The following is a 25,748-nucleotide window of genomic DNA, read 5'->3' as shown; positions in this document are numbered from 1 at the left end:
CGAGGCCGAGCCTCGAAGACCCTCGGTTTGGAATCGGAGGAGAAGCCATGAAACGGACCGTTGCGCCCCATCTGTCGTCCCTGCTGCTCGTTGCTTTGCTCTCGGCCTGCACCGCGCCCGGGCAGCCGCTCCAGTCACAGGCCGCGCCCACGACGACGCCGGCGGCCCAGGTTGCCGCCGCGGCGTACGACTACGACATGGATATCTTCCATCCGGTCGTGGCTCATCACGGCATGGTGGTCTCCGAGCAGCGTCTGGCAAGCGAAGCAGGGCTTGAAGTTCTGCGCGCCGGGGGCAACGCCGTCGACGCCGCCGTGGCGGTCGGCTTTACGCTCGCCGTGGTGCTCCCCAATGCCGGGAATCTCGGGGGGGGTGGCTTCATGATGGTGCATGAGGCCCGCACAGGGCGGGACATTGCGCTGGATTTTCGCGAGATGGCGCCGGGCCGCGCGTCGCGCAACATGTATCTGGATTCCCAGGGCAAGGTGGTCAATGGTCGGTCCTTGTTCACGCCGCTGGCGGTGGGTGTGCCAGGCACAGTGGCCGGGCTCACTCATGCGCAGCATGAATGGGGCAAGCTGCCGCTGGATCGCGTCATGGCGCCGGCCATTCGTCTGGCCGAGCAGGGCTATCCCGTGAGCGCCACGCTCGCTGAAGCGCTTTCCAAATCGGCAAAGATCATGGGCCAGTGGCCCGCCACGCGCGCCATCTTCTGGCGTGACGGCAGGCCCTTGCAGACAGGTGATCGCCTGGTGCAACACGATCTTGCCGGGTCTTTGCGCCTGATTGCGCAACAAGGGGCCACGCCGTTTTATCGAGGTGCCATTGCACACAAGATCGTGGCCGAAATGGATCGCCATGGCGGCCTGATTTCTGCGGCCGACCTGAAGAACTATCGCGCCGTCGAGCGCAAACCCATCGTGGGGACATATCGCGGCTATCGTGTGGTCACCATGCCGCCGCCCAGTTCGGGCGGCATCCACCTGGTGCAGATCCTCAACATGATGGAAGGCTGGCCGGTGGGCAAATGGGGTGCCGGCAGCGCGCAGACGATCCAGCACATGGCCGAGGCGATGAAGCTCGCCTATGCCGATCGTTCCAAGTACCTGGGGGATACCGATTTCGTGAGGGTGCCCGTGGCAGGTCTGATTTCCAAGGCCTATGCCCGGTCGCTCGCGGCCACCATCAGCGCGACTCATGCGCGCCCTTCCAAGGACATTCTGCCAGGCCATCCCCAGCCTTACGAAAGCAGCCAGACCACGCACTATTCGGTGGTGGATGCGGCGGGCAATGCCGTGGCAGTTACCTACACCCTGAATACGAACTTCGGCAGTGGCATCGTGGCTGCGGGTACGGGCATTCTGCTCAACAACGAGATGGATGATTTTTCAGCCAAACCGGGGGTGGCCAACGTGTATGGTCTGATCGGCGGTGAGGCCAACGCCATCGAGCCCGGCAAGCGCCCGCTATCGTCCATGACGCCCACCATCGTGATGAAGGGTGATCGCCCCTGGCTTGTTACCGGCAGCCCCGGCGGTTCACACATCATCACCACCGTGCTCGAAACCGTGGTCGATGCCATCGATTTCGGAATGAACCCAGCCGAAGCCGCTGCAACCCCACGCTTTCACCACCAGTGGTGGCCCGACGAATTGCGCGTTGAAAAAGGCATCAGCCCGGATACGCTGGCGCTTTTGCGCAGCTATGGGCAGCATGTCGTTGTCAAACCCACCATGGGCAAGACCGAGACCATCCAGGTCCGTGACGGTGTGCTCTACGGAGCGGCCGACCCCCGCAACCCCGATGGGGCAGCGTTAGGGTACTGAGAGGATCAAGAAAGCTCCAAAAAGGGACGTTGATCACCGGGAATGAAATCGATATCATCGACTGGATGATCTGATTTTACGGAGAGCACACCGCATCATGCCCAGGTCCCGGCACTGCATGAAAAGCAGATCCGGGCGCTTCACGCATTGTCCAGGCGTTCTACAGCGGGCCTGACGCGCGATACGGCCTACCAGAATTTCGATGCCCGCTCGGCCTTGGCGGGTGCTTACCGAGCGACCTGCTTTGCGCCCTTGATCAGTGTGTAGATCAGGCTGCGCAGCTCGCCAAAGCGGGCATCTGCCCGGGTCTTCAGTTGATCGCGGTCGTGTCCGAGATCGATGTGCACGTCTTGCATGACCGTGGTCGGTGAGGCGGACAGCACGACCACCCGATCGCCCAGATAGACCGATTCGTCGATGTCGTGCGTGACGAAAACGATAGTCACGCCAAGGCGTGCCCAGATCGCACGGACCAGGTCCTCCAGTTCGGCCCGGGTCTGGGCGTCTACTGAGGCAAAAGGTTCGTCCATCAGCAGTACCTTGGGTTCATAGGCGATGGCCCGTGCGATGGCGACACGCTGCTGCATCCCGCCCGAAAGCTGCCACGGGTAGGCCTTTCTTGCGTCGCGCAGCCCCACGGCTTCCAGGCTTTCGGCCACGAGCCGGCGCCGCTCTGCGGCTGGTTTGCCCTTCTCTTTGAGTGGCAGTTCGACGTTCTCTGCGACGCGCATCCAGGGAAACAGGCTGCGCCCGTATTCCTGGAAGACGACCGCCATTCCTGGCGATGGACCGGAGACCGGGTTTCCTGAGAGCTGAATCTCGCCGCTCGTAGGTGCCAGGAGCCCGGCGATGCAGCGCAGCAGTGTCGTCTTGCCTGCGCCCGATGGACCGACGATGCACACGAGCTCACGCTCGCGCACGCTGAAGCTGACGTCGCCGATTGCTTCCACGGTGCGGCCACTGCTTTCATACACTTTTCTCAGGTGGCTGATGGCCAGCATGGGAGTGTTCAGGTTCAGGAGGGTGGAGTCCTGGGGGGCCGTGACTGCGTCATTCATGTCCGTTTCGTTCCTTGTCAACGGGCGCGTAGCCCTTCGTACCAGTTCAATACGCACCGCTCGATCAGGCGCATCAAGAGCGAAAGCAACACGCCGATCAGGCCCAGGAGCAGGATGCCGCTCCACATTTCCGGAATGGAGAAAGTGCGCTGGAACTGGATGATTGCGAAGCCGATGCCATTGCGGGAGGCAAACATTTCGCTGATGACCATCAGGATGATGGCAATGGAAAGCCCTGTGCGCATTCCCGTCACGATCTGGGGGCTTGCCGCCGGGAGCGTCAGCACGAAGAGGCGGCGAATGCCCTGGATGTGGTAGACCTCGCAGGTGTCCTTGAGCACCTGGTCGACGGAGCGCACGCCCTCGATGGTGTTCAACAGCATGGGCCACAGGCAGCCGAAACTGATGACTGCGATCTTCGACGTGTCGCCGATACCGGAGATGACGAGCAGCACCGGGATCATCACGGTGGGTGGAATGGCCCGGAAGAATTCGAACACAGGCTCGGTGTAGTCGCGGATCACCTTGGAAGAGCCGAGCAGCACCCCGGCTGCCAGGGCGAAAATCAGCGATGAAACGAAGCCCACCGCCAGCCGTCCCAGGCTTGCGTAGATGTCGGTTGCTCCCGATGGGCTGAGCCAGATGCGGTCAAAGGCGCCCAGGATCTTGTCCAGCGGCGGGAAGAAAAAGTTGCTGCTGTGCTGAGAAGAGAAGTACCACAGCACGAACAGGACGACGGGCAGGACGAATATCGTTGCCAGTCGATGGCCGAATTTCTGCACGATTGCCTCCCTATTTTTCTGATCGGACCGACGGATGCCAGGCGAGCACCTTGCGCTCGATGGCCCGGGCCATGACGTTGACCAGCACGCCCATGATGCCTGCCACGATCACGAGCGCGTACATCTCGGGCAATGCCATGGCGGACTGTGCAAGCGCCACCTGGTGGCCGATTCCAGGGTTGCCGATGACCAGTTCAGCCGTGACCGCGAGTACGAGCGCGACCGATGCGCCCAGCCGGAACCCCGTGATGGCATAGGGCAGCGCCGTCGGCCAGGCGACGTGCCGGATGCGGCTCCACCGGCTCAGGCCATAGACGCGAGCGGTGTCCATCGCAACCGGGTCTACGTCTTTGACCCCGTACAGGATCTGGATCAGGATTTGCCAGAATGAGGCGTAGACGATCAGCAGGAGTGCTGATTTGATGTCGATCCCGAACATCAGCACCGCCAGCGGAATCAATGCAACCGAGGGAATGGGCCGAAGGAACTCGATGGTGGATTCCGTGTAGCGCCAAAGGACCGGGATGGATCCTAGCAGCAGGCCGACCAGCGTAGCGGCGAGGAACGCCAACGCCAGGCCGATGAACCAGGCCTGGGTCGTGTACAGAACCGAGTGCCAGAACACGGCGCCCTGCGAGATGCTGGCCAGCGCCTGGAGTACTTGGTGAAAAGGCGGGAAGTAGCGGGCCGGCAATACGCCGATGTCTGGCAGGACTTCCCAGATGGCTAGAAAGGCGAGGAAACCCATGAAGCCACGGAACTTGGCGCGAGAAACCAGTGTGCCTGATTTTGCTTCGCCTCGCGCCATGACGTGATGCTCCTTTTGTGCCCGCGGATGGGTTGCCCGGGCGCCAAGGGTGGGTGGAATCGCCTTTCGAGCAGCCGAAACTGAAGGTACCATGCTGCTCACCAATCACATTACTTGTAAATGACCGACTCGACCTTGAAATTCTTCGAGATCATGCCGAGTTTTCTCATTTCCGGGAGCATCGCTTCGAGTGATGCCACGTTCACCGCCGAGTCGTAGCGCGGGATGACGAAGGTGTTCGCGATTTCTGGCGTGATCTTGGTGAAAGTCGGGATGATTTCGCGAATTTCCTTGGGGTGTGAATTTGCGTAGTCAGCTGTCTTGGCCATGGCTGCCCTGAATCGCTTGATCATGTCAGCCTTGCTTTTCACGATGCCGTCGGTCGACACGAACGCCGCCGCCGTCAGGTGGGGGGCCGTGTCCACGTAATTGGATGCAATGTCGCGCAGCCCGTGCTCTTTGGCGGTGGTGTGGAAGGGCTCGACCATCCAGGCGGCGTCGATCTGGCCGGATTCCAGCGCCTGTTCCATATTGGAAAACGGCATTTCGACCACCTTGACGCTGGCCGCGTCCCCACCAGCCTTGGCGACGGACAGTCGTGCCGTGACCTCACCGATGTTTTTCACGGTGTTGCTGGCGATGGTCTTGCCGGAAAGATCCTTGGCTGTCTTGAACTTGCTCTTGGAACTTACGACGAGTGCGGAGAAGTCCTTGCCGTTGATGCCCGTGGAGGTTGATGCGGCGTCGACCATGATCAGGGGCAATCCTTTGTCGCGTCCTTGCATGACGGAGACCGTGTTGGCGAACACGACATCGAATTGCCCGGCGATGAGGGCCGTGATCGCAGCAGCGCCGCTGCTGGTGTCAGTGATTTTCAGGTCGATGCCGGCCTCTTTGAAGAAGCCCTTTTTATCACCCAGCCGTATGGCGGCGGTTTCGGCGTTGGGCAGGAGCCCCACGCGCGCCACTTCCAGCTTCTGGGTTGAGTTGGCGGCCTGGCTGATGGTGGGTACCGTGAATGCCAGGCAGGCGCCAAGCGCGACGGCCAGCGAACGCATGAACAGATGAGATTTCATTTTCGTCTCCTGAGTGGTGGTGTGATGGCTGGGCCGCGCCTGCGGCGGCGTGCCATCTACGGTGGAAGCGGCATCCCTGGAGCTGATCCTGGTTGCCGTGGGTGATCGGCGTTGCCACCGATCAGAAAAAGTGCGGGCGACCGTTACAGTCTGGGTACCATGAGCCCTCCGTCGATATTGATGGAAATCCCCGTGGCAAACGGAATGTCTCCCGAGACCAGAGTCTTCACCGTGCGCCCGACGTCTGCAGGTTCGCCCCAGCGACGGATCGGAGAGATGCCTTCTTCGATGAGAGCGCCGTATTGTTCCCTGACTGCAGCGGTCATGTCGGTCCGGATCAGCCCGGGCCGGATTTCGAACACGCCGATGCCGGCTTCGGCCAGTCGTACCGAGAACAGTTTTGCGGTCATCGACAGGCCACTTTTGGAGATGCAGTATTCGCCCTTTTCGGTCGACACCATGATGGCGTTGGACGAAGAAATGACGATGATGGAACGGCCTTCGGTCGGTTGCCCGTCGGAAAGCATGCGCCCCGCGATGTGCTGGGTCAGGAAAAAGGTACCGCGAAGGTTGGTGTTCAGGATTTCATCGAAGTGCTCGGTGGTGACATCAAGCAGGTCGCCACGGTTGCGAACCTGAATTCCTGCATTGTTGACGAGCACGTCCAGCCGGCCGAAATGGTCGTAGGCGGTGTCGGCCAGACGCTTGTGCAGGCTGACGTCCGCCACGCTGCCTGAGAACACCTGCGCGGTCGCGCCGCGACTGCGGACCCCGGCCAGTGTTTCGTCGAGCGCCGCATCCGTGAGTATGTCGTTGATCAGCAGGTCGAAGCCCGCCTCGGCTAGGTGATAGCAGATGGAGCGTCCAATGCCGCGTCGGCCGCCCGTAACGACGGCAACGCGACGTTGTTGCGGTGCGTGGGTCATGCTGATTCCGGAATATGCAAAATGATGTTCATGAAGAATCGGCTATTTATGAAAACGATTCCATTGCATTATGATCGTTGAAAACTCGGCGTACAACCTAGTAAGTTCCCTAGGTCTGCATGGTGCTTTCTGGAACCAAAAAGGAAACGATCTCAGTCTGGGCAGCGTTGGCGCAGGTGTCGGTTACTACGGCATCCAGGGCACTCTCTGACCTCAAAAGGTCCAGATCGAGACGCTGGCCAGTGTCAAGTCGGCGGCCGTCCGGCTGGGGTACATGCCCAATGGGGCGGCGCGCGCTTTGCGTTCGCGCCGTACTCGACTGATCGGTACGGTCCTGCCCACATGAACTCGAGGCAAACCTGATCTTGCGGGGTACGACCGCGCCACCTTCCTAGAGGTGATCTCGCAAGGAAAATCTGGTTGCCGCATTGTGTCCAAACCATGCTATTGTCGCAGTCACCAACCTTGTCCAGCCTTGTCCAATCTTGTCCAACTCTACCCACAGGGGGCATCATGTGTGACTCACCAGGTTGCTTGCACGTAGAATCTACATCCCGGCGCACGTTTCTGCGTTCATCCACGGCGTTGGCGCTAGCCCTGACGGCATCCGGGTTAAGCGGCTTCGTCGCCTCGGCAGCACAGGCGGCTGGCTTGCCCAAACCGGGGAATGCAATTGCCCCCGACAAGGCCATCGAACGCCTGATCCAAGGCAACCAGCGTTATGTATCGGGCAAGACACGGAATCACGATCTTGTGCATGAGCGGCGGGTCCTGGTCAGCGGCCAGAACCCCTACGCGGCCATTCTGGGCTGCGCGGATTCGCGCGTTTCGCCAGAATATGCCTTCGATAGCGGGCTGGGCGATCTTTTCGTGACCCGGGTGGCCGGCAATTTCGTCAATGACGACATACTGGGCAGCCTCGAGTATTCCGTGGCGGTGCTGGGCGTACCTGTCATTCTGGTGCTGGGGCACGAAAAATGCGGTGCGGTGGATGCTGCAGTCAAGGCGGTCACCCACGGCGAGAAATTCCCGGGCCAGATTCAATCGCTGGTGGCTGCGATCACGCCGGCGGTCCAGAGACTGGACCCGCAAAAACCTGGCTTGCTCGAGGCCGCCATCGAACAGAACGTCCGCGACAGCATGGCCGATCTGGCGTCAACATCCGACATCATCGCAAAGGCAGTACAGGCCCGAAAGCTGAAGATCATCGGGGGCGTGTATCGACTTAAGACGGGCAAGGTCAGTCTGATCAGCTAGGTTCTTTCGTTTCGTCCTTCAGTGCACGACGAAGGATCTTGCCCACGTTGCTGCGCGGCAGGTCGTTGCGGAACTCCACGTACTTGGGTACTTTGTATCCCGTGAGCAAAGTGCGGCAGTGGGCGATGACCTGCGCTTCGGTGAGTGTGGGGTCTTTGCGGATGACATAGAGCTTCACGGCTTCGCCTGAGCGTTCGTCGGGTACCCCGATGGCGGCCGCTTCCCGGATGCCGGGGTGCTCCATGGCAGCTGCCTCGACTTCGTTGGGGTAGACGTTGAAGCCCGACACCAGAATCATGTCTTTCTTGCGGTCCAGGATGAAGACCTGTCCACGCTCGTTCATGGTGCCGATGTCACCGGTCAGCAGCCAGCCGTCGGCATCGAACACCTTGGCCGTTTCGTCGGGGCGGTTCCAGTAGCCTTGCATGACCTGGGGGCCCTTGACGCAGATTTCGCCCTGTTGGCCCAAAGGAACTGTCTGGTTGTCGGACCGGATGGCCACGTCGGTCGAGGGTACGGGCAGCCCGATGGAGCCGTTGAAGTCGACCTTGTCCAGCGGGTTGATGGTCACTGCGGGCGAGGTTTCGGTGAGACCGTAGGCTTGGGCGATGGGGACACCGGTGACCTCGACCCAGTGCCGCGCAACGGCTTCTTGTACCGCTGCACCGCCACCCAGCGCGATCCGCAGCCGGCTGAAGTTCAGGCGGCCGAATCCAGGGTTGTTCAGCAGAGCGTTGAAGAGCGTGTTGACCCCGGTGAGCGCCGTAAAGGGCACGGTGCCCATGGCTTTCACGAAGGCCGGGATGTCGCGGGGATCTACGATGAGCAGGTTGCTCGCTCCCAGTTTGATGAAGGTCAGGCAGTTCGCCGTCAGGGCGAAGATATGGTAGAGCGGGAGTGCCGTGACGATGCATTCCTGTTCGCCCTTGCAGAACGGCAGTACCCAGCTGCAGGCCTGGCATACGTTGGCAATCAGGTTGCCATGGCTGAGCATGGCACCCTTGGCGACCCCCGTGGTGCCTCCTGTGTATTGCAGCGCGGCCAGGTCGTTGCGTTCGAGGGCAGGCTTCTGGTAGCGGGCCCGTGCGCCCGCCGCCAAGACGTCGCGCAGCCGGTGGGTGTCCGGAATCCGCCAGGCAGGCACTTTTTTGCGGACCTGGCGCACCACGAAGTCGGTGATCAAGCCTTTGGGAAACCCCAGCAGCTCTCCGAGCGAGGTCACGACCACATGCTGCACGGCCGTACCGGGTAGCGCTTCTTGCAGCGTGTGAGCGAAGTTTTCGGCCACCACCACGGTTGTGGCCCCGGAATCCGACAATTGATGCTTGAGCTCGTGGGCGGTGTAGAGCGGGTTGGTATTGACCACGACGGCACCCGCCATGAGCGTGCCGAACAGGCAGATGGGGTATTGCAGCAGGTTGGGCATCATGAGCGCCACCCGGTCGCCTTTGGCAACGCCTTGAGACTGCAGCCAGGCGGCAAAAGCCCGGGCCTTGTCTTGCAGCTCGGCGTAGCGCAGTGCCACCCCCATGCTGAGGTAAGCCGTGCGCTGTGCGTGCGTCTGACAGCTTTGCTCGAACAGGTCGACCAGCGACGTATAACCCGCCGCCATGTCCGTGACGTCCGCGGGCACCCCTTCAGGGTAGTGCTGTAGCCAGATGCGATCCATGATGTCCTCCTGTGAAGAGGCGGGAGCCTCTGGTGACGGCGGCAGCGTCAGTGACCCGACTCGGCTGTCGGAGGTTCGGGCGACGGGGGAGCAGAGTCGGCGAGCTCTTCCGTATGCGAAGGCCCTTCGAAGTCGGGCGCGAAATCATCCACCCCGATCACCCGATCGCGCAGCGCATTGCGGGCTCGAATCAGCGCATGCTCTTCGTCGCTCAGGCCGCCCGCTGCGTGAATGGCATCAGCCATGTCGCGCACGTTGGCACGTGGGTCGCCCGTGGGGACCTTTCCGGCTTTTTCGAATTCGCGCATCCGGGCATCCAGCGGCAGGCTGTCCAGAACCGCCTGAAATGCGGCTTCGATTGCACCGACGGGCTCTTCCAGCGCGGTGGGCACATAGGCCGTGTGGGTCAGCCGGTCGCGCGTGCCACCCGGCTGGCACAGCGCTTCGGCCACGGCCGCAGACAGCGCATCGGAAGGTGCCTTGAAGGGTCGGCCCCAGGGGAACAGCAGACCGCGCAGCAGGCTCGCGATCATGCGGTTCGGGAAATTCTGCAGCACCCCGAAGAAGGCCTCTTGTGCACGGCAGAATGCGTCCTGGATGGCCCAGTGTGCCAGCGGTGCATCGGCGGTCTGGCGGCCTTCGTCCTGGTAGCGTTTGAGCGTGGCCGAAACCAGGTAGAGCTGCGAGAGTACGTCGCCCAGGCGTGCCGAGATTGATTCGCGGCGCTTGAGCGACCCGCCCAGCACCAGCATGGCGACGTCGGCCAGCGTGGCGAACGCGGCCGAAAAGCGGGTGAGCTGCCGGTAGTAGCGGGTCATCTCGGGTGCAACGGCGGTGTCGGGGCCAGCAAACCACGCACCCGTCCACCCATGCAGCGTCGCACGCAGGCCATTGCCGGTGGTATGCCGCATGTGCCCCCAGAAGGCGCGGTCGAAATCGGCCAGCCCTTGATCTGGATCGCTGGCCTGGGCTGCCCGCATCTCGGCCAGCACGTAGGGGTGGCAGCGGATGGCGCCCTGACCAAAGATGATGAGGCTGCGGGTGAGGATGTTGGCACCCTCGACGGTGATGCCCACCGGGATCTGCTGGTAGGCCCGCCCCAGGAAGTTTTGCGGCCCCAGAATGATGCCCTTGCCGCCGATCACGTCCATGCCATCGTTGACGACGGTGCGGCCGCGTTCGGTCACGTGATACTTGACAATGGCGGACACCACTGCGGGCTGTTCGCCGAGGTCCAGTGCGCCCGCCGTCATGGTGCGGGCCGCGTCCATCAGGTAGGTGTGGGCCGCAATGCGTGCCAGCGGCTCGATGATGCCCTCGAACTTGTGAATGCGGGTGCGGAACTGATCGCGCACCACGCTGTAGGCGCCCACTGCGCGGGCCGTGAGTTGCGCCATGCCCACGTAGGAAGAAGGCAGCGAAATCGAACGCCCGGCGGCCAGGCACTCCATGAGCATGCGCCAGCCCTGGCCCGCACGCTCCGGCCCTCCGATGATGAAATCCAGTGGCATGAACACATCGTGGCCCCGCGTGGGTCCATTCATGAACATGGCGTCCAGCGGGAAGTGTCGCCGCCCTGTCTCCACGCCCGGATGGTGGGCAGGAACCAGGGCGCAGGTGATGCCCAGGTCGGGCTGGTCACCCAACAGGGCGTCGGGGTCATACAGGTGAAAGGCCAGGCCCAGCACCGTGCAGACCGGGCCCAGAGTGATGTAGCGCTTGTCCCAGGTCACGCGCATGCCCATTACCTCTTGCCCCTGCCATTCGCCCTTGCAGACGATACCGTGATCGGGGATGGCGGCGGCATCCGACCCCGCCCAGGGGCTGGTGAGTCCGAAGGCGGGGATTTCTTCTCCGCGCGCCAGTCGGGGCAGGTAGTGGTTCTTCTGCTCGTCGGTACCGTATTTCAGCAGCAGCTCGGCCGGCCCCAGGGAATTGGGCACCATGACCGTGGCCGACAAGGCCGAATTGCGCGAGGCGAGCCGCGTCACCACGGCCGAGTGGGCGCTGGCGGAAAAACCCAGGCCGCCGTATTCCTTGGGGATGATCATGCCGAAGAACCGATGCGCCTTGATGTAGTCCCAGGCCTCGGGCGGCAGGTCCAGATCTTTGCGCGTCACCTGCCAGTCGTGCACCATGGCGCACAGCGTGTTCACCTCGTGGTCCAGGAAGGACTGCTCTTCATCAGTCAGGCGGGGAGGCGGGATGGCGTGCAGTGCGCGCGCGCTCGGCCGGCCGCTGAAGAGTGCGCCATCCCACCAGACAGTGCCTGCTTCGAGCGCTTCTCGTTCGGTGTCGGACATACGCGGCAGGATGCGTCGAAACACCTGATACAGCGGGCGGCTCAAGCGTCGAGTGCGCCAGGACCGGTTCTTGAGCAGAATCGTGGCTGCAATCAGCGCAAGCACAATCAGAATCAGCACAATCGTCATTGCTGTGACTCCCTGAGGGCCAGATCCAGGCGACCCTTGGGTCATGATAGCCCACCGAGGGGCCGTACCCGCCGAGTGCGGGCATGAAGCCCGTTTGTGCCGACACCCTGTGTACCATGACTGGAACACGCAAGTGGCCATTGGGGTTTTCGCTTGGGGAATCGGGGCGAAGAAGATACACTTTCTTGCTTGTCACACTGCGACCCGAACAGGGACTGCGGTGGCACACGTCATAAAAAATGAGACTAGGGGTTCTGGATGGCTTCCATACGTCAGTTGCTGGTGATCTCGTCGCTGGTGATCGCCTGCATTCTGATTGTGATGCTGGCGACGGGCACTGGGCTGATGGAGCGCAAGCTCGACGAACAGGCGCAGACCGACGCGGAAAACACGGTGGCCACGCTCTCTTTGCTGCTCAGTGCACAGCCTGACGCGGCCGCGCGCGAGCGTGTGCTGGGGGCTGCCTTTCAGCAGGGGCGGTTTGCGAAGCTGTCGTTGGCCGCTCCCAATGGGGTCGGCCTGTTTGAGGCGCACCGCAGCACCCGTGGCGTAGCGGATGCCCCTTCCTGGTTTCAGGCCATGACCCGGGTCCACCCCCATCTCGCGCATCGCACGATTCCAGGCGTGGGGCAGGTGTCGTTGGTACTGGATTCCGGCCCCGCGAGCGATGCTTTATGGACCCACGTGCTGCAATGGACCTGGCTGGCCCTGGGGATCGCGGCCTTTTGGGCCCTGTTCGTGGCCGCGCTGCTCTCGCGCTTGCGCCATGCGCTCAGTGAAATCACGACCGAGGCGGCCCCCGAAATCCGTGTCAAGCCCGAGCCTGCCCATGAATCGGCCGAGCTGCTCGACGAGATCCCCGAGCCCGTTCCGCCTACGGTCGAGGAACAGAGAGCGCGAGTCGAGCGGCTCGAGATCGAGCTCAATCGCGATCCTGTCACGGGGCTGGCCAACCGAGGCTATTTTCTCAACGAACTCAAGCGCACGTTGCGCGACGATACGCACCAGGGTGCCGTCGGTGGTTATGTATTGTTGATGCGCCAGCGTGACATGGCGCTTCTGCAGAACCAGAACCGCCGCGACGAGCTGGATGACTGGCTGCGCCTGTTGGGTCGGCGGCTGGTCGAAGTGCTGGGTGAATACCCCGAAGCTCAGGCTCTGCCGGCACGCTTGAATGGGGCCGATTTTGTCGTCCTGTTTCCGGTGGGGGGTGGCCCTGAAGTCATGCGCCCCGTGCAGCGGCTGCGCGATCTGATGGAAACGCTGAGAGTGAAGCTCGACAGCCAGCATCTGTCACGCTGGGCTTTCGCGCTCACCGATTACACCTCGCAGTGCACGTCCAAGGAAGTACTCACACGTCTGGATCAGGCGTTGATGGTGGCCGAGAGCGCTGGGCACGCCGACATCGAGTTCCTGTCGCATGCCGACCGCGACGACGCGCATCTGCGCATGGGCGAGGCATCCTGGAACGCCCTCATCACTCGGGCGCTCGAACACGACCGCATTTCGCTCGAGGTGCGCCGCGTGCAGTATGAAGGCGACGACATCGAGGCGCGTTACGAAAGCACGCTTGCCCTGCAGGAAGACGATCTCGACCAGCCAGCGATGCTGGCACAACTGTTCATGCCAGTGGCCATGCGACTAGGCTTGTCCTCCGCTTGCGACGTGCGGGCCCTCTGCCTGGCCTTGGGTTGGGTGGGCGAGCACCCAGGCGCGGTCCTGGTGATCCGCATGTCGGCCTCGTCCCTTCTGGATGCCCAGTTTCTCGATCAGGTGCACGAGGTCTGCCAGCATGCCGATCCGGAATTGCTGGGACGCGTCATCGTCGAACTGGATGCCTTTGGCCTGTGTCATCACCCGGAGGTCTTTCGAGCGTTCGCCAGCGGTGCAGCCGAGGCGGGTCTGCACCTGGGTCTACGCGGCCTGGCTCAAGAGCCTGAAGCGCTGAGCAAGCTGCACGAAGTGGATTTTGCCTACGTGAAGCTGGGTGGCGCCTTCGTGCGGGATCTGCTCTCCAGCCCCGGCGGAGTGCAGATGATGGTGGCGGTGACGGAAACCGCCATCGGCATGGGGATGCGGGTGTATGTGGATGACGCAGATGATCCTTCGGCGCGCCAGATGGTGATGGAGTACGGGGCACTGCCTCGGGCGCAATAAAGAACAGCCTGTTCTTTAGCTTGTTCTCCATGTGGTGGCATGCCCCACATTATGCTTGCCATACGGTTCACCTTCCTGTATGATGGCGGTCTTGGTCAATTTGCGCCAGTTGCCTTGGCAACCAGATCGCAGTGAACAAGTAGCGTCATTGCCAGGTGTGGAAGGGTTCACATCGGCAGGAATTTCAACCCAGAGCGTGCACATTGTGCAGGCTTGACGGGACCAAAACTGGCTGCGCGGCCGCGGCAAACTCGTAACAGGGCACCCGGCTTCGCTGTTAAGTTGGAACAGGAAAAATCATGATCCAAATGCAGACCACGCTGGATGTGGCCGACAACACCGGTGCACGATCCGTCATGTGCATCAAGGTGCTGGGCGGCTCCAAGCGCCGTTATGCCGCGATTGGCGACGTCATCAAGGTGTCCGTCAAAGAAGCGGCCCCTCGCGGGCGCGTCAAAAAGGGCGAAATCTACAACGCCGTGGTGGTGCGTACCGCCAAGGGCGTGCGCCGCAAAGATGGCTCGTTGATCCGCTTTGGCGGCAACGCGGCCGTATTGCTCAACGCCAAGCTCGAGCCCATCGGCACGCGCATCTTCGGACCGGTCACGCGCGAACTGCGCACCGAGAAGTTCATGAAGATCGTGTCCCTGGCGCCCGAAGTGCTGTAAGGAACCGATCATGCAAAACATTCGTAAAGGCGACGAGGTCATCATTCTGTCCGGCCGCGATCGCAGCCGTCGCGGCACGGTGCTGGCCATGGTCGGCACCGACCAGGTGCTGGTCGAAGGCGTCAACGTCGTAAAGAAGCACACTCGCGGCAACCCCATGGCGGGTACCCAGGGCGGCATCGTCGACAAGACCCTGCCCATCCACATCTCTAATGTGGCGCTCTTCAACCCCGAAACCGGCAAGGCCGACCGCGTCGGCGTCAAGGTCGTCGACGGGGCCAAGGTCCGCATTTTCCGCTCCAACGGCGCTGTCGTTGGCGCGAAGGCATAAGGGGCGCAACAATGGCTCGTTTACAAGATCTCTACCGCTCCACGATCGTCTCCGATCTGCAGACCAAGTTCAAGTACGACTCGGTCATGCAAGTGCCCCGCATCACCAAGATCACCCTGAACATGGGTGTGTCCGAAGCGGTCGCTGACAAAAAGATCATCGAAAACGCCGTGGGCGACATGACCAAGATTGCTGGTCAGAAACCCGTGGTGACCCACACCCGCAAGGCTATTGCAGGGTTCAAGATCCGCGAAAACTATCCCATCGGCTGCATGGTGACCCTGCGTGGCGCCCGCATGTACGAATTCCTGGACCGCCTGATTTCCGTCGCGCTGCCGCGCGTTCGTGACTTCCGGGGTGTGTCGGGTCGTGCCTTCGATGGCCGTGGCAATTACAACATCGGTGTGAAAGAACAGATCATCTTCCCGGAAATCGAATACGACAAGATCGATACGGTTCGCGGGATGAACATCAGCATCACCACCACCGCAAAGACTGACGAGGAAGCCAAGGCGCTCTTGAGCGCATTCAGCTTCCCCTTCCGCAACTAAGGGGCTGACGTGGCAAAACTTTCCCTCATCAATCGCGATATCAAGCGCGCCAAGCTGGCAGCCAAGTTTGCTGCTCGCCGCACCGCCCTGAAGGCGATCATCGACGATCAGTCCAAGACGGACGAAGAACGTTATCAAGCTCGCCTTGCACTGCAACAACTCCCCCGCAATGCGAACCCCACCCGCCAGCGCAATCGCTGCGTGGTCACGGGCCGTTCTCGGGGTGTTTACAGCAAGTTTGGGCTGACGCGCCACAAACTGCGTGAAATGGCCATGCGTGGGGAAATCCCCGGCATGACCAAGGCAAGCTGGTAGGAGAACCATTCATGAGCATGAGCGATCCCATCGCCGATATGCTGACCCGCGTGCGTAATGCACAAATGGTCAACAAGACGTCGGTTTCCATGCCCTCCTCCAAGCTGAAGGCGGCCATTGCCGCTGTGCTGAAGGACGAAGGCTACATTGAAGATTTCCGCGTGGCGGGCGAACAAGCCAAGCCGCAACTCGAAATCACCCTGAAATATTATGCCGGTCGCCCGGTGATCGAGCGCATCGACCGCGTCTCGCGCCCTGGCCTGCGTATCTACAAGAGCAGCGCCACGATTCCTCAGGTCATGAACGGCCTGGGCGTGGCCATCGTGTCCACGCCGCGTGGCGTGATGACCGATCGCAAGGCTCGCGCCACGGGCGTGGGCGGCGAAGTGCTCTGCTACGTGGCATAAGGAGGTCATCACTATGTCACGTATCGCTAAATACCCGGTCGCGTTGCCCAAAGGCGTCGAAGCCACGGTCAGCGCCGGCCAGATCGCTGTCAAGGGCCCGCTGGGCACCCTGACGCAGCCCCTCGATGGCCGCGTGCGCATCGCCCAGGAAGACGGCCACCTGAAGTTCACGGCAGCCGACGAATCCCGCGAAGCCAACGCAATGTCCGGAACCCTGCGCGCCCTGGTGCACAACATGGTCACGGGCGTCAGCGCCGGTTTCGAGCGCCGCTTGAGCCTGGTAGGCGTGGGTTTCCGCGCTCAGGTGCAAGGCAAGACACTGAAGATGCAGTTGGGCTTCTCGCACGATGTGCTGCACGAGATCCCCGATGGCATCAAGGTCGAGTGCCCGTCACAGACGGAAATCGTGGTCAAGGGCGCCGACAAGCAAGTTGTCGGCCAGACGGCTGCTGAAATCCGCGCTTATCGCGAACCCGAACCCTACAAGGGCAAGGGTGTGCGCTACGCCGACGAGCGCGTGATCCTCAAAGAAACCAAGAAGAAATAAGCGCGCAGGCAAGGACGAATCATGGACAAAAAACTTTCTCGTTTGCGTCGTGCTACGGCAACCCGCCGCAAGATTCACGAGCTGCGCGTGCATCGTCTCTCGGTGCATCGCACGAATCTGCACATTTACGCCAACATCATTTCGCCGGAAGGCGACCACGTGCTCGTGAGCGCTTCCACGCTCGAGCCCGAGGTCCGCAAAGAACTCGCCAGCCAGAAGGCCAACGGCGGCAACGCCTCGGCGGCCACCCTGGTCGGCAAGCGCGTGGCTGAAAAGGCCAAGGCTGCCGGCATCGAACTCGTCGCTTTCGACCGTTCGGGCTTCCGTTACCATGGCCGCGTCAAGGCGCTGGCCGAAGCCGCGCGTGAAGCCGGCTTGAAGTTCTAAGGGAATCACATGGCTAAAGAACAACGCAAGCACGCCGATCAGGAACGCGATGACGGCATGCACGAAAAAATGATCGCGGTCAACCGCGTCAGCAAAGTCGTCAAGGGTGGTCGCACCATGAGCTTTGCGGCGTTGACCGTGGTGGGTGATGGCGATGGTCGTATCGGCATGGGCAAGGGCAAGGCGCGTGAAGTGCCGGTTGCCGTGCAAAAGGCCATGGAACAGGCGCGTCGCGGCTTGCTCAAGGTTGCCCTGAAGAACGGCACTCTGCATCATACAGTCGTGGGCAAGCATGGCGCTTCCACCGTACTGATTTCGCCGGCGGCTGAAGGTACCGGCGTCATCGCCGGCGGCCCGATGCGCGCCATCTTCGAAGTCATGGGTGTGCGCAACGTCGTTGCCAAGAGCCTCGGCTCCAGCAACCCCTACAATATGGTTCGCGCAACGCTCAACGGCCTGCGCGCCTGCTCCACCCCGGCAGAAATCGCCGCCAAGCGCGGCAAGACTGTCGAAGAAATTCTGGGGTAAGACATGGCTGAACAGAAACAAATCAAAGTCACGCTCGTGCGCTCGACCATTGGCACGCTCAAATCCCACCGCGATACCGTTCGTGGCCTGGGGCTGGGCAAGGTCAACAGCAGCCGCGTCCTGATCGACACTCCCGAAGTCCGTGGGATGATCCGTAAGGTGGATTATCTGGTCGCGGTTTCGGAAGCCTGAACAAAGGAATTCAGATGGCGATTACTCAACTGAACACCCTCGCTCCGGCCGAAGGTTCCAAGCGCCCCCGCCGTCGGGTGGGTCGCGGCATTGGTTCCGGTCTGGGCAAGACGGCTGGCCGCGGTCACAAAGGCCAGAAGTCTCGTGCTGGCGGTTTCCATAAAGTCGGCTTCGAAGGCGGCCAAATGCCGCTGCAGCGTCGTCTGCCCAAGCGCGGTTTCACGCCGCTGGGCCGTCACCTGTATGCACAAGTCCGTCTGTCCGACCTGCAGGCATTGCCAGTCGACGAAATCGACGTGCAAGTCCTGAAGGCTGCTGGCGTCGTGGGCGAAATGGTCCGCTACGTCAAGGTCATCAAGACGGGCGAACTGAGCCGCAAGGTAGCCCTCAAGGGCATCAATGCGACGGCCGGCGCACGCGCCGCGATCGAAGCTGCTGGCGGTTCGCTGGCGTAAGGGGCAGCAGTGGCCAAGGATAAGGCTCATAAGCCCAGCGCAGGATACGGCGACCTCAAGCGCCGCATCCTGTTTCTGGTGATGGCCCTGGTCGTGTACCGTCTGGGGACTCACATCCCCGTGCCGGGGATCAACCCTGACGCGCTGGCAAATCTCTTCCAGCAAAACCAGGGCGGCATCCTCGGGCTGTTCAACATGTTCTCCGGGGGTGCTCTCGAGCGCTTCTCGGTGTTCGCGCTGGGCATCATGCCGTACATCTCGGCAGCCATCATCATGCAGCTGCTGGCCGTGGTCGTGCCCAGCCTCGAAGCCATCAAGAAAGAAGGCCAGTCGGGGCAACGCAAGATCACCCAGTACACGCGGTATGGTACCGTCTTTCTGGCATTGTTCCAGGCAGTCGGGATCTCGGTCGCGCTGCAGTCGCAGCCCGGTTTGGTCATCGACCCGGGGCTGACGTTCCGTGTGACCACCATCGTCACGTTGGTTACTGGCTCCATGTTCATCATGTGGCTGGGCGAACAAATCACCGAACGTGGTCTGGGCAACGGCATTTCGCTGCTGATCTTCGCGGGTATCGTGGCAGGTCTGCCTGGCGCGCTGGGCGGCATGCTCGATCTGGTCCGTACCGATTCCATGTCGGTGCTGTCGGCCCTGTTCATCCTGGCCCTCGTGTTTGCCGTTACCTACTTCGTCGTTTATGTCGAACGTGGACAGCGCCGCATCACGGTGAACTACGCCAAGCGCCAGGTGGGCAACAAGCTGTATGGTGGCCAGTCGTCCCACCTGCCGCTGAAGCTCAACATGTCCGGGGTGATTCCGCCGATCTTTGCATCGTCGCTCATCCTGTTGCCGGCGACAGTCACGAGCTGGTTCTCGAACAGTCCCAACATGCGTTGGCTCGGGGATCTTGCTGCCGCGCTCTCGCCGCAACAGCCGCTGTACGTCACGCTGTATTCTGGCTTGATCATTTTCTTCTGCTTCTTCTACACGGCTCTGGTGTTCAACAGCCGCGAGACGGCAGACAACCTGAAGAAGAGTGGTGCCTTCGTCCCCGGGATTCGTCCCGGCGAACAGACCGCCCGCTACATTGACAAGATCCTCATGCGTCTGACGCTGGTTGGCGCGATCTATGTCACCCTGGTTTGCCTGCTGCCTGAACTGATGCAGATGCGCTGGAACGTGCCGTTCTATTTCGGTGGCACGTCGCTGCTGATTATCGTGGTTGTCGCGATGGATTTCATGGCGCAGGCACAGGCGTATGTCATGTCTCAACAGTATGACTCGCTCCTGCGGAAGGCCAACTTCAAGGGTGCAGGCTTGCCCATGCGCTAACGATTATGTCCAAGGACGACGTCATTCAGATGCAAGGGGAAGTCCTCGAGAACCTTCCCAACGCAACGTTTCGTGTCAAACTCGAAAATGGTCACATGGTGCTGGGCCACATTTCGGGCAAGATGCGTATGCATTACATCCGGATTCTGCCGGGTGACAAGGTCACAGTGGAGCTCACGCCCTATGATCTGTCGCGTGCCAGAATAGTTTTCCGCTCCAAATAGGCGGCCGGTCAAAAACCAGGAGATCACCATGAAGGTAATGGCATCGGTAAAGCGGATCTGCCGCAACTGCAAAATCATCAAACGTCACGGGGTGGTTCGCGTCATTTGCACGGACCCGCGTCACAAGCAACGCCAAGGCTAAGCCCGGGCATCACGGATATCACGAGGAACAATCATGGCCCGTATTGCTGGCATCAATATTCCGCCGCATCAACACGCTGAGATCGGCTTGACCGCGATCTTCGGGGTGGGTCGCGCACGTGCACGCAAGATCTGCGATGCAAGCGGCATCGAATACTCCAAGAAGATCAAGGATCTCACCGACGACGAACTCGAAAAGGTTCGTGCCGAAGTGCACTCCTACTCGGTCGAAGGCGATCTGCGCCGCGAAGTGCAGCTCTCCATCAAGCGCCTCATCGACCTGGGCACGTATCGCGGCATGCGCCACAAGCGTGGTCTGCCCGTACGCGGTCAGCGCACCCGTACCAATGCTCGTACCCGCAAGGGGCCGCGTCGCGCAGCCGCGTCCCTGAAGAAATAACCAAGGAATTCACATGGCGAAAGCTCAAGCTAGCGGCGCCGGTCGCGTCCGCAAAAAGGTCAAGAAGAACGTCTCCGACGGCATCGCGCACGTCCACGCTTCGTTCAACAACACCATCATTACCATCACCGACCGTCAGGGCAATGCCCTGTCGTGGGCGACCTCGGGTGGCGCAGGCTTCAAGGGCTCGCGCAAGTCCACGCCGTTCGCGGCTCAGGTGGCTGCCGAGTCGGCTGGCCGCGTGGCGCAAGAATACGGCATCAAGACGCTCGAAGTCCGCATCAAGGGCCCTGGCCCTGGCCGTGAATCGTCCGTCCGTGCCCTGAATGCCTTGGGGATTCGCATCTCCAGCATTTCAGACATCACGCCGGTGCCGCACAACGGCTGCCGCCCGCCAAAGCGTCGTCGTATCTAAGGGGAACATCTTGGCTCGTTATATCGGACCCAAATGCAAGCTTTCGCGTCGTGAAGGCACCGACCTGTTCTTGAAGAGCGCCCGTCGCTCGCTGGACTCCAAATGCAAGCTCGAATCCAAGCCCGGCCAACATGGCCGTACTTCGGGTTCGCGTACCTCCGACTTCGGTCTGCAGCTGCGTGAAAAGCAAAAACTCAAGCGCATGTACGGCGTGCAAGAACGTCAGTTCCGCCGCTACTTCCAGGAAGCCGAGCGTCGCCGTGGCAACACGGGTGAAACGCTCATCCAGCTGCTCGAGTCGCGCCTGGACAACGTCGTCTACCGCATGGGCTTTGGCTGCACGCGCGCCGAAGCTCGCCAACTGGTGAACCACCGCTCGATCGAAATCAACGGTCGTACGGCCGACATCGCCTCCATGCTGGTCAGCGCCGGTGACATCATCTCGGTGCGTGAAAAGGCCAAGGGCCAAGTGCGCATCAAAGAATCACTGGATCTGGCGACCGGCAACGGCCTGCCGCAATGGGTCGAAGTCGACGCGACCAAGCTCACCGGTACCTTCAAACAGGCTCCGGATCGCGCTGACGTGGCACACGACGTCAACGAATCGATGGTCGTCGAGCTCTACTCGCGTTAATCGCATCAGTGCCGTTATCCCTGCAGCCCGCTTCTTTCACGAAGTGGGCTGTGGTCTTGTTCCGGGCCGCTGGTCGGCCCATTTCCGTCAGCCTTATCGGTGTAACGAGCCGAGGGTATTGAAAAGGAATCTTCATGTCTGCACAAGGTTTTCTGAAACCCCGCACCATTTCGGTCGAATCCATTGGCGCCAATCACGCCAAGGTCGTGATGGAGCCTTTCGAGCGCGGCTACGGTCACACGCTGGGTAACGCCCTGCGTCGCATCCTGCTGTCGTCCATGACGGGTTACGCGCCCACCGAAGTCCAGATCAGCGGCGTGGTGCACGAATACTCCACCATTCCTGGTGTGCGCGAAGACGTTGTCGACATTCTGTTGAACCTCAAGGGTGTGGTCTTCAAGCTGCACAACCGCGAGGAAGTCTCGCTGCAACTGACCAAGCAGGGCCCGGGCGAAGTCCTTGCCGGCGATATCGAACTGCCGCACGACGTCGAGATCCTCAATCCGGAACACGTCATCGCGACGTTGACCGATACGGGCCGCGTCGAAATGCAGATCAAGGTCGAGCAAGGCCGTGGCTATGTGCCTGGCAACGTGCGCGCCCTGACGGACGACCATTCCGCCACGATCGGCCAGATCGTGCTCGATGCTTCGTTCAGCCCGGTGTATCGCGTCAGCTATGCCGTTGAAAACGCCCGCGTCGAACAGCGCACCGACCTCGACAAGCTGGTGCTGGACATCCAGACTAACGGCGTGATCAGTCCTGAAGAAGCGGTGCGTCAATCGGCTCGCATCCTGATGGATCAGATTTCGGTGTTTGCGTCGCTCGCCGACAAGGATTCGGGTCAACTCATCACCAGCAGCCCGCTGGGACAAGATGCTGCCATCGACCCCGTGCTGCTGCGCCCGGTCGACGACCTCGAACTCACGGTGCGTTCGGCCAACTGCCTGAAGGCCGAGAACATCTATTACATCGGCGATCTCATCCAGCGCACTGAAAACGAGCTGCTCAAGACCCCGAACCTGGGCCGCAAGTCGCTCAACGAAATCAAGGAAGTTCTGGCTGCACGTGGTCTGACCTTGGGCATGAAGCTCGAGAACTGGCCGCCTGTCGGGCTGGAACGCCCCTAAGTCGGCATGGGTGGGGCGCTGGCCTTGCCCATGCTAAAATCTTGCGCCTGCCCGTTGGGGGCAGGTGTCGTCACCCCACCCGGGCCGCGCCTTGTGCGATAGAAGATCCGGGTTTCAGATTCAAAGGAAATCAAAATGCGCCATCGTTCTGGCCTTCGCAAACTCAACCGTACCAGCAGCCACCGTCTGGCCATGTTCCGCAACATGGCTGTGTCGCTGCTGACCCACGAAGCTATTCAGACCACGCTGCCCAAGGCCAAAGAGCTGCGCCGCGTTGTCGAACCCCTGATCACGCTGGGCAAGACGCCTTCGTTGGCCAACCGCCGCCTGGCTTATGCCCGCCTGCGTGACCGCGATGCCGTGGCCAAGCTGTTCGGCGACATCGCGCCGCGCTTCCAGGCGCGTAACGGCGGCTACACCCGCATCCTGAAGATGGGCTTTCGCCAAGGCGACAATGCGCCCATGGCCTTCATGGAACTGGTCGACCGCCCGGCCGCCGAGGAGGCTGCTGCCGAGTGATCGGTGCAGCCGTTCTGCTGCAGGGCCGGCAAGGTCCTGCCTAGCCAGGCGGTTTGACGAATGGTTTCATCAAAGCCCGAGGACGGTATCCGCCCTCGGGCTTTTTGTCGTGACGAGCAAGGCCGGGCGGGCGCTTGCGTGCTGCACCTTACATGAAGTGGGGCAGCCACAGGACGATGGAGGGGAAGGCAGAAAGGATGACCGCGACTACCAGCAGCGCCCCGACGAATGGCCAGACCCCCGCAAAGACCGATGCGGCCGGCTGGTTGGTACACCGCGCCACCACAAAGACGTTCATACCGAACGGCGGGGTGATCATCCCGATCTCGGCAAACAGGATCACCATGACACCGAACCAGATCGGGTCGAATCCCAGCCCGGTAATGATGGGCACGACCAGCGGGACCGTCAGGGTCAGGATGGCGACCTGGTCCATGAAGGCACCCAGAACCAGGTACAGCACCCCGAAAAGAATCAGGATGAGATACCTGTTCCACCCAAGGCCGGTGATGAACTGAGTCAGATCCTGCGTGACGCCGTTGAGCACCAGAAAATAGCCAAAGATGTAGGCGCCCACCAGCATCATGGAGATCATGGCCGTAATGCTGGCCGTTTCCGTCAGCGCGGCCACGAGAATCTTGCGGCTCAGGCGCTTGCGCAGGCCGTTGAGCACCACGGTGCCGAAGGCCCCGATGGCGGCGGCTTCGGTCGGAGTGGCGGCCCCCAGGTAAATCGTCCCGAAGACAATCAGGAACAGGATGAAGTAGGACCAGGTCGTGGAGAGCGCCTTGAGCTTCTCTGCGAAGCTGTATTTATGGCCTTTCGTGACCAGCGAGCCGTCGCGCCGGATGATGAGCAGCAGGGTGAGGCACAAGGCCACCGACAGGATCAGGCCGGGGATGATGCCTGCAATCAGCAGTTTGCCAATACTCTTCTCTGCCAGTAATCCGTACAGGATGAGGGCAATGCTGGGCGGTATCATCATGGCCAGGGTGCCGACCGTGGCCACCAGGCCGTTGGCGAGTTTGCGCGAATACCCGTTTTTGACCAGCTGCGGGATGGTCGTGGGTGCGAGCGTGGCGGCCCCGGCGGTGCTGGAGCCCGAGATTGCGCCGAAGGCCGCGCCAGAGATCACGGTCGCAATGCCCAGCCCGCCAGGCAGCCGCCCGGTCCAGGCGCTTGTGGTTTCGAACAGCTCATCGGTCACACCGCCATGGCTGACCATCTCTCCCATGAAGATGAACATGGGGATCGCACCCAGCGAAAACGAGGCCACTGCCGTATAAGGCGAGGTGCTCAGGACGCTGTTCATGGCATCCCAGCCTCCGGTCAGGAACAAACCGATCGCGCCAGATGCCCCGATGGCAAAGCCGATGGGCATCCCTGCGAGCAGGAGAATGAAGAGTAAGGATGTTGCACCCAGCAAGATGGTCATGCTTTGTCCCGGATGGAGTGTGTCGTCAGTGTCGGCCGGCGTGGTGGAGGGTGGTGGCCCTCATTGCAGGCTCTGCTGGATGGTCTTCAGGTTGTCGATCACTTCTTGTGCGGGCAGCCCTTGTGCGCTGTATTGCTTCACCCACTTGGCGATGACCCCGCTTGTGGCTTCTTTCCAGGCCGCGACGCCTTGGGCGTCGAATTTGTCGATCTTGGTTCCGGCCTGCTCGAAGAGCTTGATCTTGCTGGTGGTGTCGTCGTTGAGTGCCTGGCACAGGTGCATGCTGGTCTTTTCGCCCGCCTGCATCATGATCTGCTGTATCTCTTTGGGCAGCTTGTTCCAGGTCTTGTCGCTGATGGCATACAGGTCGACGAACGAACCCAGATTGGCGCCCTCAGTTCCGAATTTGGCGACTTCCTGCAGGCTGTAGGCGGCTGCGTTGGAGTAGGGAAACGCTACTGCGTTGACCGTCCCGAGTTTCAGAGCCTGGTACATCTCGGCGGGTGAGATGGAAACCGGGGTCGCGCCGATCGCCTGGATCGTCAGGTCTTTCGTGCCGCCTGCCGAGCGTATGGTCAGCCCCTTGGCGTCGGCGGGAGTCCTGATCGGCTTGGAGGCCGACAAAAGCTCGTATTGCGGCGTGACGGCAAGGATCAGCGGATGAATGTGCTGCGGCTTGAATTCCTTCTCGAACAGAATGCCGCCTTCAGTCGACATCTTCCAGAGCACGCGCGTCCCGCGGCACGACTCTTCGAACAGCCCCGGGAGGTTTCCGACTGTGGAGAGCGGCAGCTTGTCGGCGTTGAATTCGGGCGCGGTTGCGCCGATATCGGTCAGGCCGCTTTGCGTAATCGAGAGAAGGTCCCGCGCCGCAGCGAGCTGACCTGCGGGGTAGTACTTGAACTTTACGGCGCCCTTGCTGGCCTGAGTGACCTCGTTCATCCAGAATTTCGCGCCATCCACCGAAATGGGGTTGCTGGTGGGGAACCAGTCGGCCACCTTGAGTTCATAGGTTTTTTGCCCGTCCTTTCCGCTGACGGTCAGTGCCAGCGCTGAGCTCGTTGCAAGACTGAGGACGGTAATGGCGGCCGCGCCGCGAATGAGATGTTTCATGTTCGTTGCTCCTTTTGACGGGTGGAATTTCGA

At 61.3% G+C, this 25,748-nt stretch carries 30 protein-coding genes; 21 read left to right on the top strand and 9 right to left on the bottom strand.

The genetic code is table 11. From position 1 onward, the window contains the following. Positions 1–47: 47 nt before the first annotated feature. Complete coding sequence (gene ggt / locus VF285_RS09635) at positions 48–1,826, top strand: gamma-glutamyltransferase (protein WP_346952409.1); 1,779 nt, start codon at positions 48–50, stop codon at positions 1,824–1,826. Positions 1,827–2,053: 227 nt separating this feature from the next. Here ggt and VF285_RS09630 read toward each other — a convergent pair whose 3' ends face one another. From VF285_RS09630 to VF285_RS09610, 5 genes are all read right to left on the bottom strand, one after another. After that, entirely contained in the window at positions 2,054–2,884 is an 831-nt protein-coding gene (locus VF285_RS09630) for an ABC transporter ATP-binding protein (protein ID WP_346952408.1), read from the bottom strand. A gap of 17 nt (positions 2,885–2,901) precedes the next feature. Next, positions 2,902–3,666 (bottom strand): ABC transporter permease, encoded by a 765-nt coding sequence (locus VF285_RS09625; RefSeq protein WP_346952407.1) that lies wholly within the window; start codon positions 3,664–3,666, stop codon positions 2,902–2,904. Positions 3,667–3,676: 10 nt separating this feature from the next. Beyond that, positions 3,677–4,474: an ABC transporter permease gene (locus tag VF285_RS09620; RefSeq protein WP_346952406.1), complete on the bottom strand. Its 798-nt coding sequence runs from the start codon at positions 4,472–4,474 to the stop codon at positions 3,677–3,679. Between the two features lie 110 nt (positions 4,475–4,584). Further along, the gene (locus VF285_RS09615; protein ID WP_346952405.1) at positions 4,585–5,550 is read right to left on the bottom strand and encodes an ABC transporter substrate-binding protein; all 966 of its coding nucleotides are present in this window, start codon (positions 5,548–5,550) and stop codon (positions 4,585–4,587) included. Positions 5,551–5,693: 143 nt separating this feature from the next. Next, positions 5,694–6,476 carry a 3-ketoacyl-ACP reductase gene (locus VF285_RS09610; RefSeq protein ID WP_346952404.1) on the bottom strand — a complete coding sequence of 261 codons (783 nt, stop codon included), beginning with the start codon at positions 6,474–6,476 and terminating at the stop codon, positions 5,694–5,696. A 513-nt stretch (positions 6,477–6,989) separates the two neighbouring features. On the opposite strand from VF285_RS09610, the gene VF285_RS09605 reads away from it, so the two are divergent. Next, positions 6,990–7,733 (top strand): carbonic anhydrase, encoded by a 744-nt coding sequence (locus tag VF285_RS09605; RefSeq protein WP_346952403.1) that lies wholly within the window; start codon positions 6,990–6,992, stop codon positions 7,731–7,733. Here VF285_RS09605 and VF285_RS09600 read toward each other — a convergent pair. Together VF285_RS09600 and VF285_RS09595 are read right to left on the bottom strand one after the other, a co-directional pair. Further along, positions 7,726–9,402, bottom strand: coding sequence for an AMP-binding protein (locus VF285_RS09600; protein ID WP_346952402.1), 1,677 nt, complete (start codon positions 9,400–9,402; stop codon positions 7,726–7,728). The two genes, VF285_RS09605 and VF285_RS09600, sit on opposite strands and share 8 nt — an antisense overlap. Positions 9,403–9,449: 47 nt before the next feature. Beyond that, positions 9,450–11,834: an acyl-CoA dehydrogenase gene (locus VF285_RS09595; RefSeq protein WP_346952401.1), complete on the bottom strand. Its 2,385-nt coding sequence runs from the start codon at positions 11,832–11,834 to the stop codon at positions 9,450–9,452. A gap of 258 nt (positions 11,835–12,092) precedes the next feature. Here VF285_RS09595 and VF285_RS09590 point away from each other — a divergent pair, with 258 nt between their 5' ends. From VF285_RS09590 to rplQ, 19 genes are all read left to right on the top strand, one after another. Continuing rightward, on the top strand, positions 12,093–13,991 hold the full coding sequence (locus VF285_RS09590) for an EAL domain-containing protein (protein WP_346952400.1): 1,899 nt from the start codon (positions 12,093–12,095) through the stop codon (positions 13,989–13,991). Positions 13,992–14,290: 299 nt separating this feature from the next. Beyond that, the gene (gene rplN, locus VF285_RS09585; RefSeq protein ID WP_043678954.1) at positions 14,291–14,659 is read left to right on the top strand and encodes a 50S ribosomal protein L14; all 369 of its coding nucleotides are present in this window, start codon (positions 14,291–14,293) and stop codon (positions 14,657–14,659) included. Positions 14,660–14,669: 10 nt separating this feature from the next. Continuing rightward, positions 14,670–14,990, top strand: a complete 321-nt coding sequence (gene rplX / locus VF285_RS09580) for a 50S ribosomal protein L24 (RefSeq protein ID WP_346952399.1) — start codon at positions 14,670–14,672, stop codon at positions 14,988–14,990. Between the two features lie 11 nt (positions 14,991–15,001). Continuing rightward, positions 15,002–15,541: a 50S ribosomal protein L5 gene (gene rplE / locus VF285_RS09575; RefSeq protein WP_346952398.1), complete on the top strand. Its 540-nt coding sequence runs from the start codon at positions 15,002–15,004 to the stop codon at positions 15,539–15,541. 9 nt (positions 15,542–15,550) lie between these two features. Further along, positions 15,551–15,856, top strand: coding sequence for a 30S ribosomal protein S14 (gene rpsN, locus VF285_RS09570; RefSeq protein WP_346952397.1), 306 nt, complete (start codon positions 15,551–15,553; stop codon positions 15,854–15,856). A gap of 11 nt (positions 15,857–15,867) precedes the next feature. Continuing rightward, positions 15,868–16,263 (top strand): 30S ribosomal protein S8, encoded by a 396-nt coding sequence (gene rpsH / locus VF285_RS09565; RefSeq protein ID WP_298014719.1) that lies wholly within the window; start codon positions 15,868–15,870, stop codon positions 16,261–16,263. Between the two features lie 13 nt (positions 16,264–16,276). Beyond that, positions 16,277–16,810 (top strand): 50S ribosomal protein L6, encoded by a 534-nt coding sequence (rplF, locus tag VF285_RS09560; RefSeq protein ID WP_346952396.1) that lies wholly within the window; start codon positions 16,277–16,279, stop codon positions 16,808–16,810. A gap of 21 nt (positions 16,811–16,831) precedes the next feature. Next, the gene (gene rplR / locus VF285_RS09555; RefSeq protein WP_346952395.1) at positions 16,832–17,197 is read left to right on the top strand and encodes a 50S ribosomal protein L18; all 366 of its coding nucleotides are present in this window, start codon (positions 16,832–16,834) and stop codon (positions 17,195–17,197) included. Between the two features lie 9 nt (positions 17,198–17,206). Next, positions 17,207–17,725, top strand: a complete 519-nt coding sequence (gene rpsE, locus VF285_RS09550) for a 30S ribosomal protein S5 (protein WP_346952394.1) — start codon at positions 17,207–17,209, stop codon at positions 17,723–17,725. 3 nt (positions 17,726–17,728) lie between these two features. Then, on the top strand, positions 17,729–17,917 hold the full coding sequence (gene rpmD / locus VF285_RS09545) for a 50S ribosomal protein L30 (protein WP_346952393.1): 189 nt from the start codon (positions 17,729–17,731) through the stop codon (positions 17,915–17,917). A gap of 14 nt (positions 17,918–17,931) precedes the next feature. Beyond that, the gene (gene rplO / locus VF285_RS09540; RefSeq protein ID WP_346952392.1) at positions 17,932–18,372 is read left to right on the top strand and encodes a 50S ribosomal protein L15; all 441 of its coding nucleotides are present in this window, start codon (positions 17,932–17,934) and stop codon (positions 18,370–18,372) included. 9 nt (positions 18,373–18,381) lie between these two features. After that, positions 18,382–19,704, top strand: a complete 1,323-nt coding sequence (gene secY, locus VF285_RS09535) for a preprotein translocase subunit SecY (RefSeq protein ID WP_346952391.1) — start codon at positions 18,382–18,384, stop codon at positions 19,702–19,704. A 5-nt stretch (positions 19,705–19,709) separates the two neighbouring features. Beyond that, positions 19,710–19,928: a translation initiation factor IF-1 gene (gene infA, locus VF285_RS09530; RefSeq protein ID WP_346952390.1), complete on the top strand. Its 219-nt coding sequence runs from the start codon at positions 19,710–19,712 to the stop codon at positions 19,926–19,928. Between the two features lie 28 nt (positions 19,929–19,956). Then, entirely contained in the window at positions 19,957–20,070 is a 114-nt protein-coding gene (gene rpmJ / locus VF285_RS09525; protein WP_003805360.1) for a 50S ribosomal protein L36, read from the top strand. 33 nt (positions 20,071–20,103) lie between these two features. After that, positions 20,104–20,469, top strand: coding sequence for a 30S ribosomal protein S13 (gene rpsM, locus VF285_RS09520; protein WP_346952389.1), 366 nt, complete (start codon positions 20,104–20,106; stop codon positions 20,467–20,469). 13 nt (positions 20,470–20,482) lie between these two features. Then, entirely contained in the window at positions 20,483–20,884 is a 402-nt protein-coding gene (rpsK, locus tag VF285_RS09515; protein WP_346952388.1) for a 30S ribosomal protein S11, read from the top strand. Positions 20,885–20,894: 10 nt separating this feature from the next. Then, positions 20,895–21,518: a 30S ribosomal protein S4 gene (gene rpsD / locus VF285_RS09510; RefSeq protein WP_346952387.1), complete on the top strand. Its 624-nt coding sequence runs from the start codon at positions 20,895–20,897 to the stop codon at positions 21,516–21,518. Positions 21,519–21,652: 134 nt separating this feature from the next. Further along, positions 21,653–22,648, top strand: coding sequence for a DNA-directed RNA polymerase subunit alpha (locus VF285_RS09505; RefSeq protein ID WP_346952386.1), 996 nt, complete (start codon positions 21,653–21,655; stop codon positions 22,646–22,648). A gap of 135 nt (positions 22,649–22,783) precedes the next feature. Then, positions 22,784–23,167, top strand: a complete 384-nt coding sequence (gene rplQ, locus VF285_RS09500) for a 50S ribosomal protein L17 (RefSeq protein WP_346952385.1) — start codon at positions 22,784–22,786, stop codon at positions 23,165–23,167. 148 nt (positions 23,168–23,315) lie between these two features. On the opposite strand, the gene VF285_RS09495 is transcribed toward rplQ, so the two are convergent. Further along, entirely contained in the window at positions 23,316–24,602 is a 1,287-nt protein-coding gene (locus VF285_RS09495; RefSeq protein WP_346952384.1) for a TRAP transporter large permease, read from the bottom strand. 60 nt (positions 24,603–24,662) lie between these two features. After that, positions 24,663–25,715 carry a TRAP transporter substrate-binding protein DctP gene (dctP, locus tag VF285_RS09490; protein ID WP_346952383.1) on the bottom strand — a complete coding sequence of 351 codons (1,053 nt, stop codon included), beginning with the start codon at positions 25,713–25,715 and terminating at the stop codon, positions 24,663–24,665. Between the last annotated feature and the right edge of the window lie 33 nt (positions 25,716–25,748).

This window comes from Castellaniella sp. (assembly GCF_036379515.1).
In the GTDB taxonomy this organism is placed as follows: domain Bacteria; phylum Pseudomonadota; class Gammaproteobacteria; order Burkholderiales; family Burkholderiaceae_B; genus Castellaniella.
Note: the sequence above shows the minus strand (reverse complement) of the source record. Positions and strands in the feature narration are given on the sequence as shown.

Bases quoted from the DNA above. Each gene is read 5' to 3' on its own strand.
- ggt (WP_346952409.1), top strand. From the start codon at position 48: ATGAAACGGACCGTTGCGCCCCATCTGTCGTCCCTGCTGCTCGTTGCT.
- VF285_RS09630 (WP_346952408.1), bottom strand. From the start codon at position 2,884: ATGAATGACGCAGTCACGGCCCCCCAGGACTCCACCCTCCTGAACCTG.
- VF285_RS09620 (WP_346952406.1), bottom strand. From the start codon at position 4,474: ATGGCGCGAGGCGAAGCAAAATCAGGCACACTGGTTTCTCGCGCCAAG.
- VF285_RS09615 (WP_346952405.1), bottom strand. From the start codon at position 5,550: ATGAAATCTCATCTGTTCATGCGTTCGCTGGCCGTCGCGCTTGGCGCC.
- VF285_RS09610 (WP_346952404.1), bottom strand. From the start codon at position 6,476: ATGACCCACGCACCGCAACAACGTCGCGTTGCCGTCGTTACGGGCGGC.
- VF285_RS09605 (WP_346952403.1), top strand. From the start codon at position 6,990: ATGTGTGACTCACCAGGTTGCTTGCACGTAGAATCTACATCCCGGCGC.
- VF285_RS09600 (WP_346952402.1), bottom strand. From the start codon at position 9,402: ATGGATCGCATCTGGCTACAGCACTACCCTGAAGGGGTGCCCGCGGAC.
- VF285_RS09595 (WP_346952401.1), bottom strand. From the start codon at position 11,834: ATGACGATTGTGCTGATTCTGATTGTGCTTGCGCTGATTGCAGCCACG.
- VF285_RS09590 (WP_346952400.1), top strand. From the start codon at position 12,093: ATGGCTTCCATACGTCAGTTGCTGGTGATCTCGTCGCTGGTGATCGCC.
- rplN (WP_043678954.1), top strand. From the start codon at position 14,291: ATGATCCAAATGCAGACCACGCTGGATGTGGCCGACAACACCGGTGCA.
- rplX (WP_346952399.1), top strand. From the start codon at position 14,670: ATGCAAAACATTCGTAAAGGCGACGAGGTCATCATTCTGTCCGGCCGC.
- rplE (WP_346952398.1), top strand. From the start codon at position 15,002: ATGGCTCGTTTACAAGATCTCTACCGCTCCACGATCGTCTCCGATCTG.
- rpsH (WP_298014719.1), top strand. From the start codon at position 15,868: ATGAGCATGAGCGATCCCATCGCCGATATGCTGACCCGCGTGCGTAAT.
- rplF (WP_346952396.1), top strand. From the start codon at position 16,277: ATGTCACGTATCGCTAAATACCCGGTCGCGTTGCCCAAAGGCGTCGAA.
- rplR (WP_346952395.1), top strand. From the start codon at position 16,832: ATGGACAAAAAACTTTCTCGTTTGCGTCGTGCTACGGCAACCCGCCGC.
- rpsE (WP_346952394.1), top strand. From the start codon at position 17,207: ATGGCTAAAGAACAACGCAAGCACGCCGATCAGGAACGCGATGACGGC.
- rpmD (WP_346952393.1), top strand. From the start codon at position 17,729: ATGGCTGAACAGAAACAAATCAAAGTCACGCTCGTGCGCTCGACCATT.
- rplO (WP_346952392.1), top strand. From the start codon at position 17,932: ATGGCGATTACTCAACTGAACACCCTCGCTCCGGCCGAAGGTTCCAAG.
- infA (WP_346952390.1), top strand. From the start codon at position 19,710: ATGTCCAAGGACGACGTCATTCAGATGCAAGGGGAAGTCCTCGAGAAC.
- rpmJ (WP_003805360.1), top strand. From the start codon at position 19,957: ATGAAGGTAATGGCATCGGTAAAGCGGATCTGCCGCAACTGCAAAATC.
- rpsM (WP_346952389.1), top strand. From the start codon at position 20,104: ATGGCCCGTATTGCTGGCATCAATATTCCGCCGCATCAACACGCTGAG.
- rpsK (WP_346952388.1), top strand. From the start codon at position 20,483: ATGGCGAAAGCTCAAGCTAGCGGCGCCGGTCGCGTCCGCAAAAAGGTC.
- VF285_RS09505 (WP_346952386.1), top strand. From the start codon at position 21,653: ATGTCTGCACAAGGTTTTCTGAAACCCCGCACCATTTCGGTCGAATCC.
- rplQ (WP_346952385.1), top strand. From the start codon at position 22,784: ATGCGCCATCGTTCTGGCCTTCGCAAACTCAACCGTACCAGCAGCCAC.
- VF285_RS09495 (WP_346952384.1), bottom strand. From the start codon at position 24,602: ATGACCATCTTGCTGGGTGCAACATCCTTACTCTTCATTCTCCTGCTC.
- dctP (WP_346952383.1), bottom strand. From the start codon at position 25,715: ATGAAACATCTCATTCGCGGCGCGGCCGCCATTACCGTCCTCAGTCTT.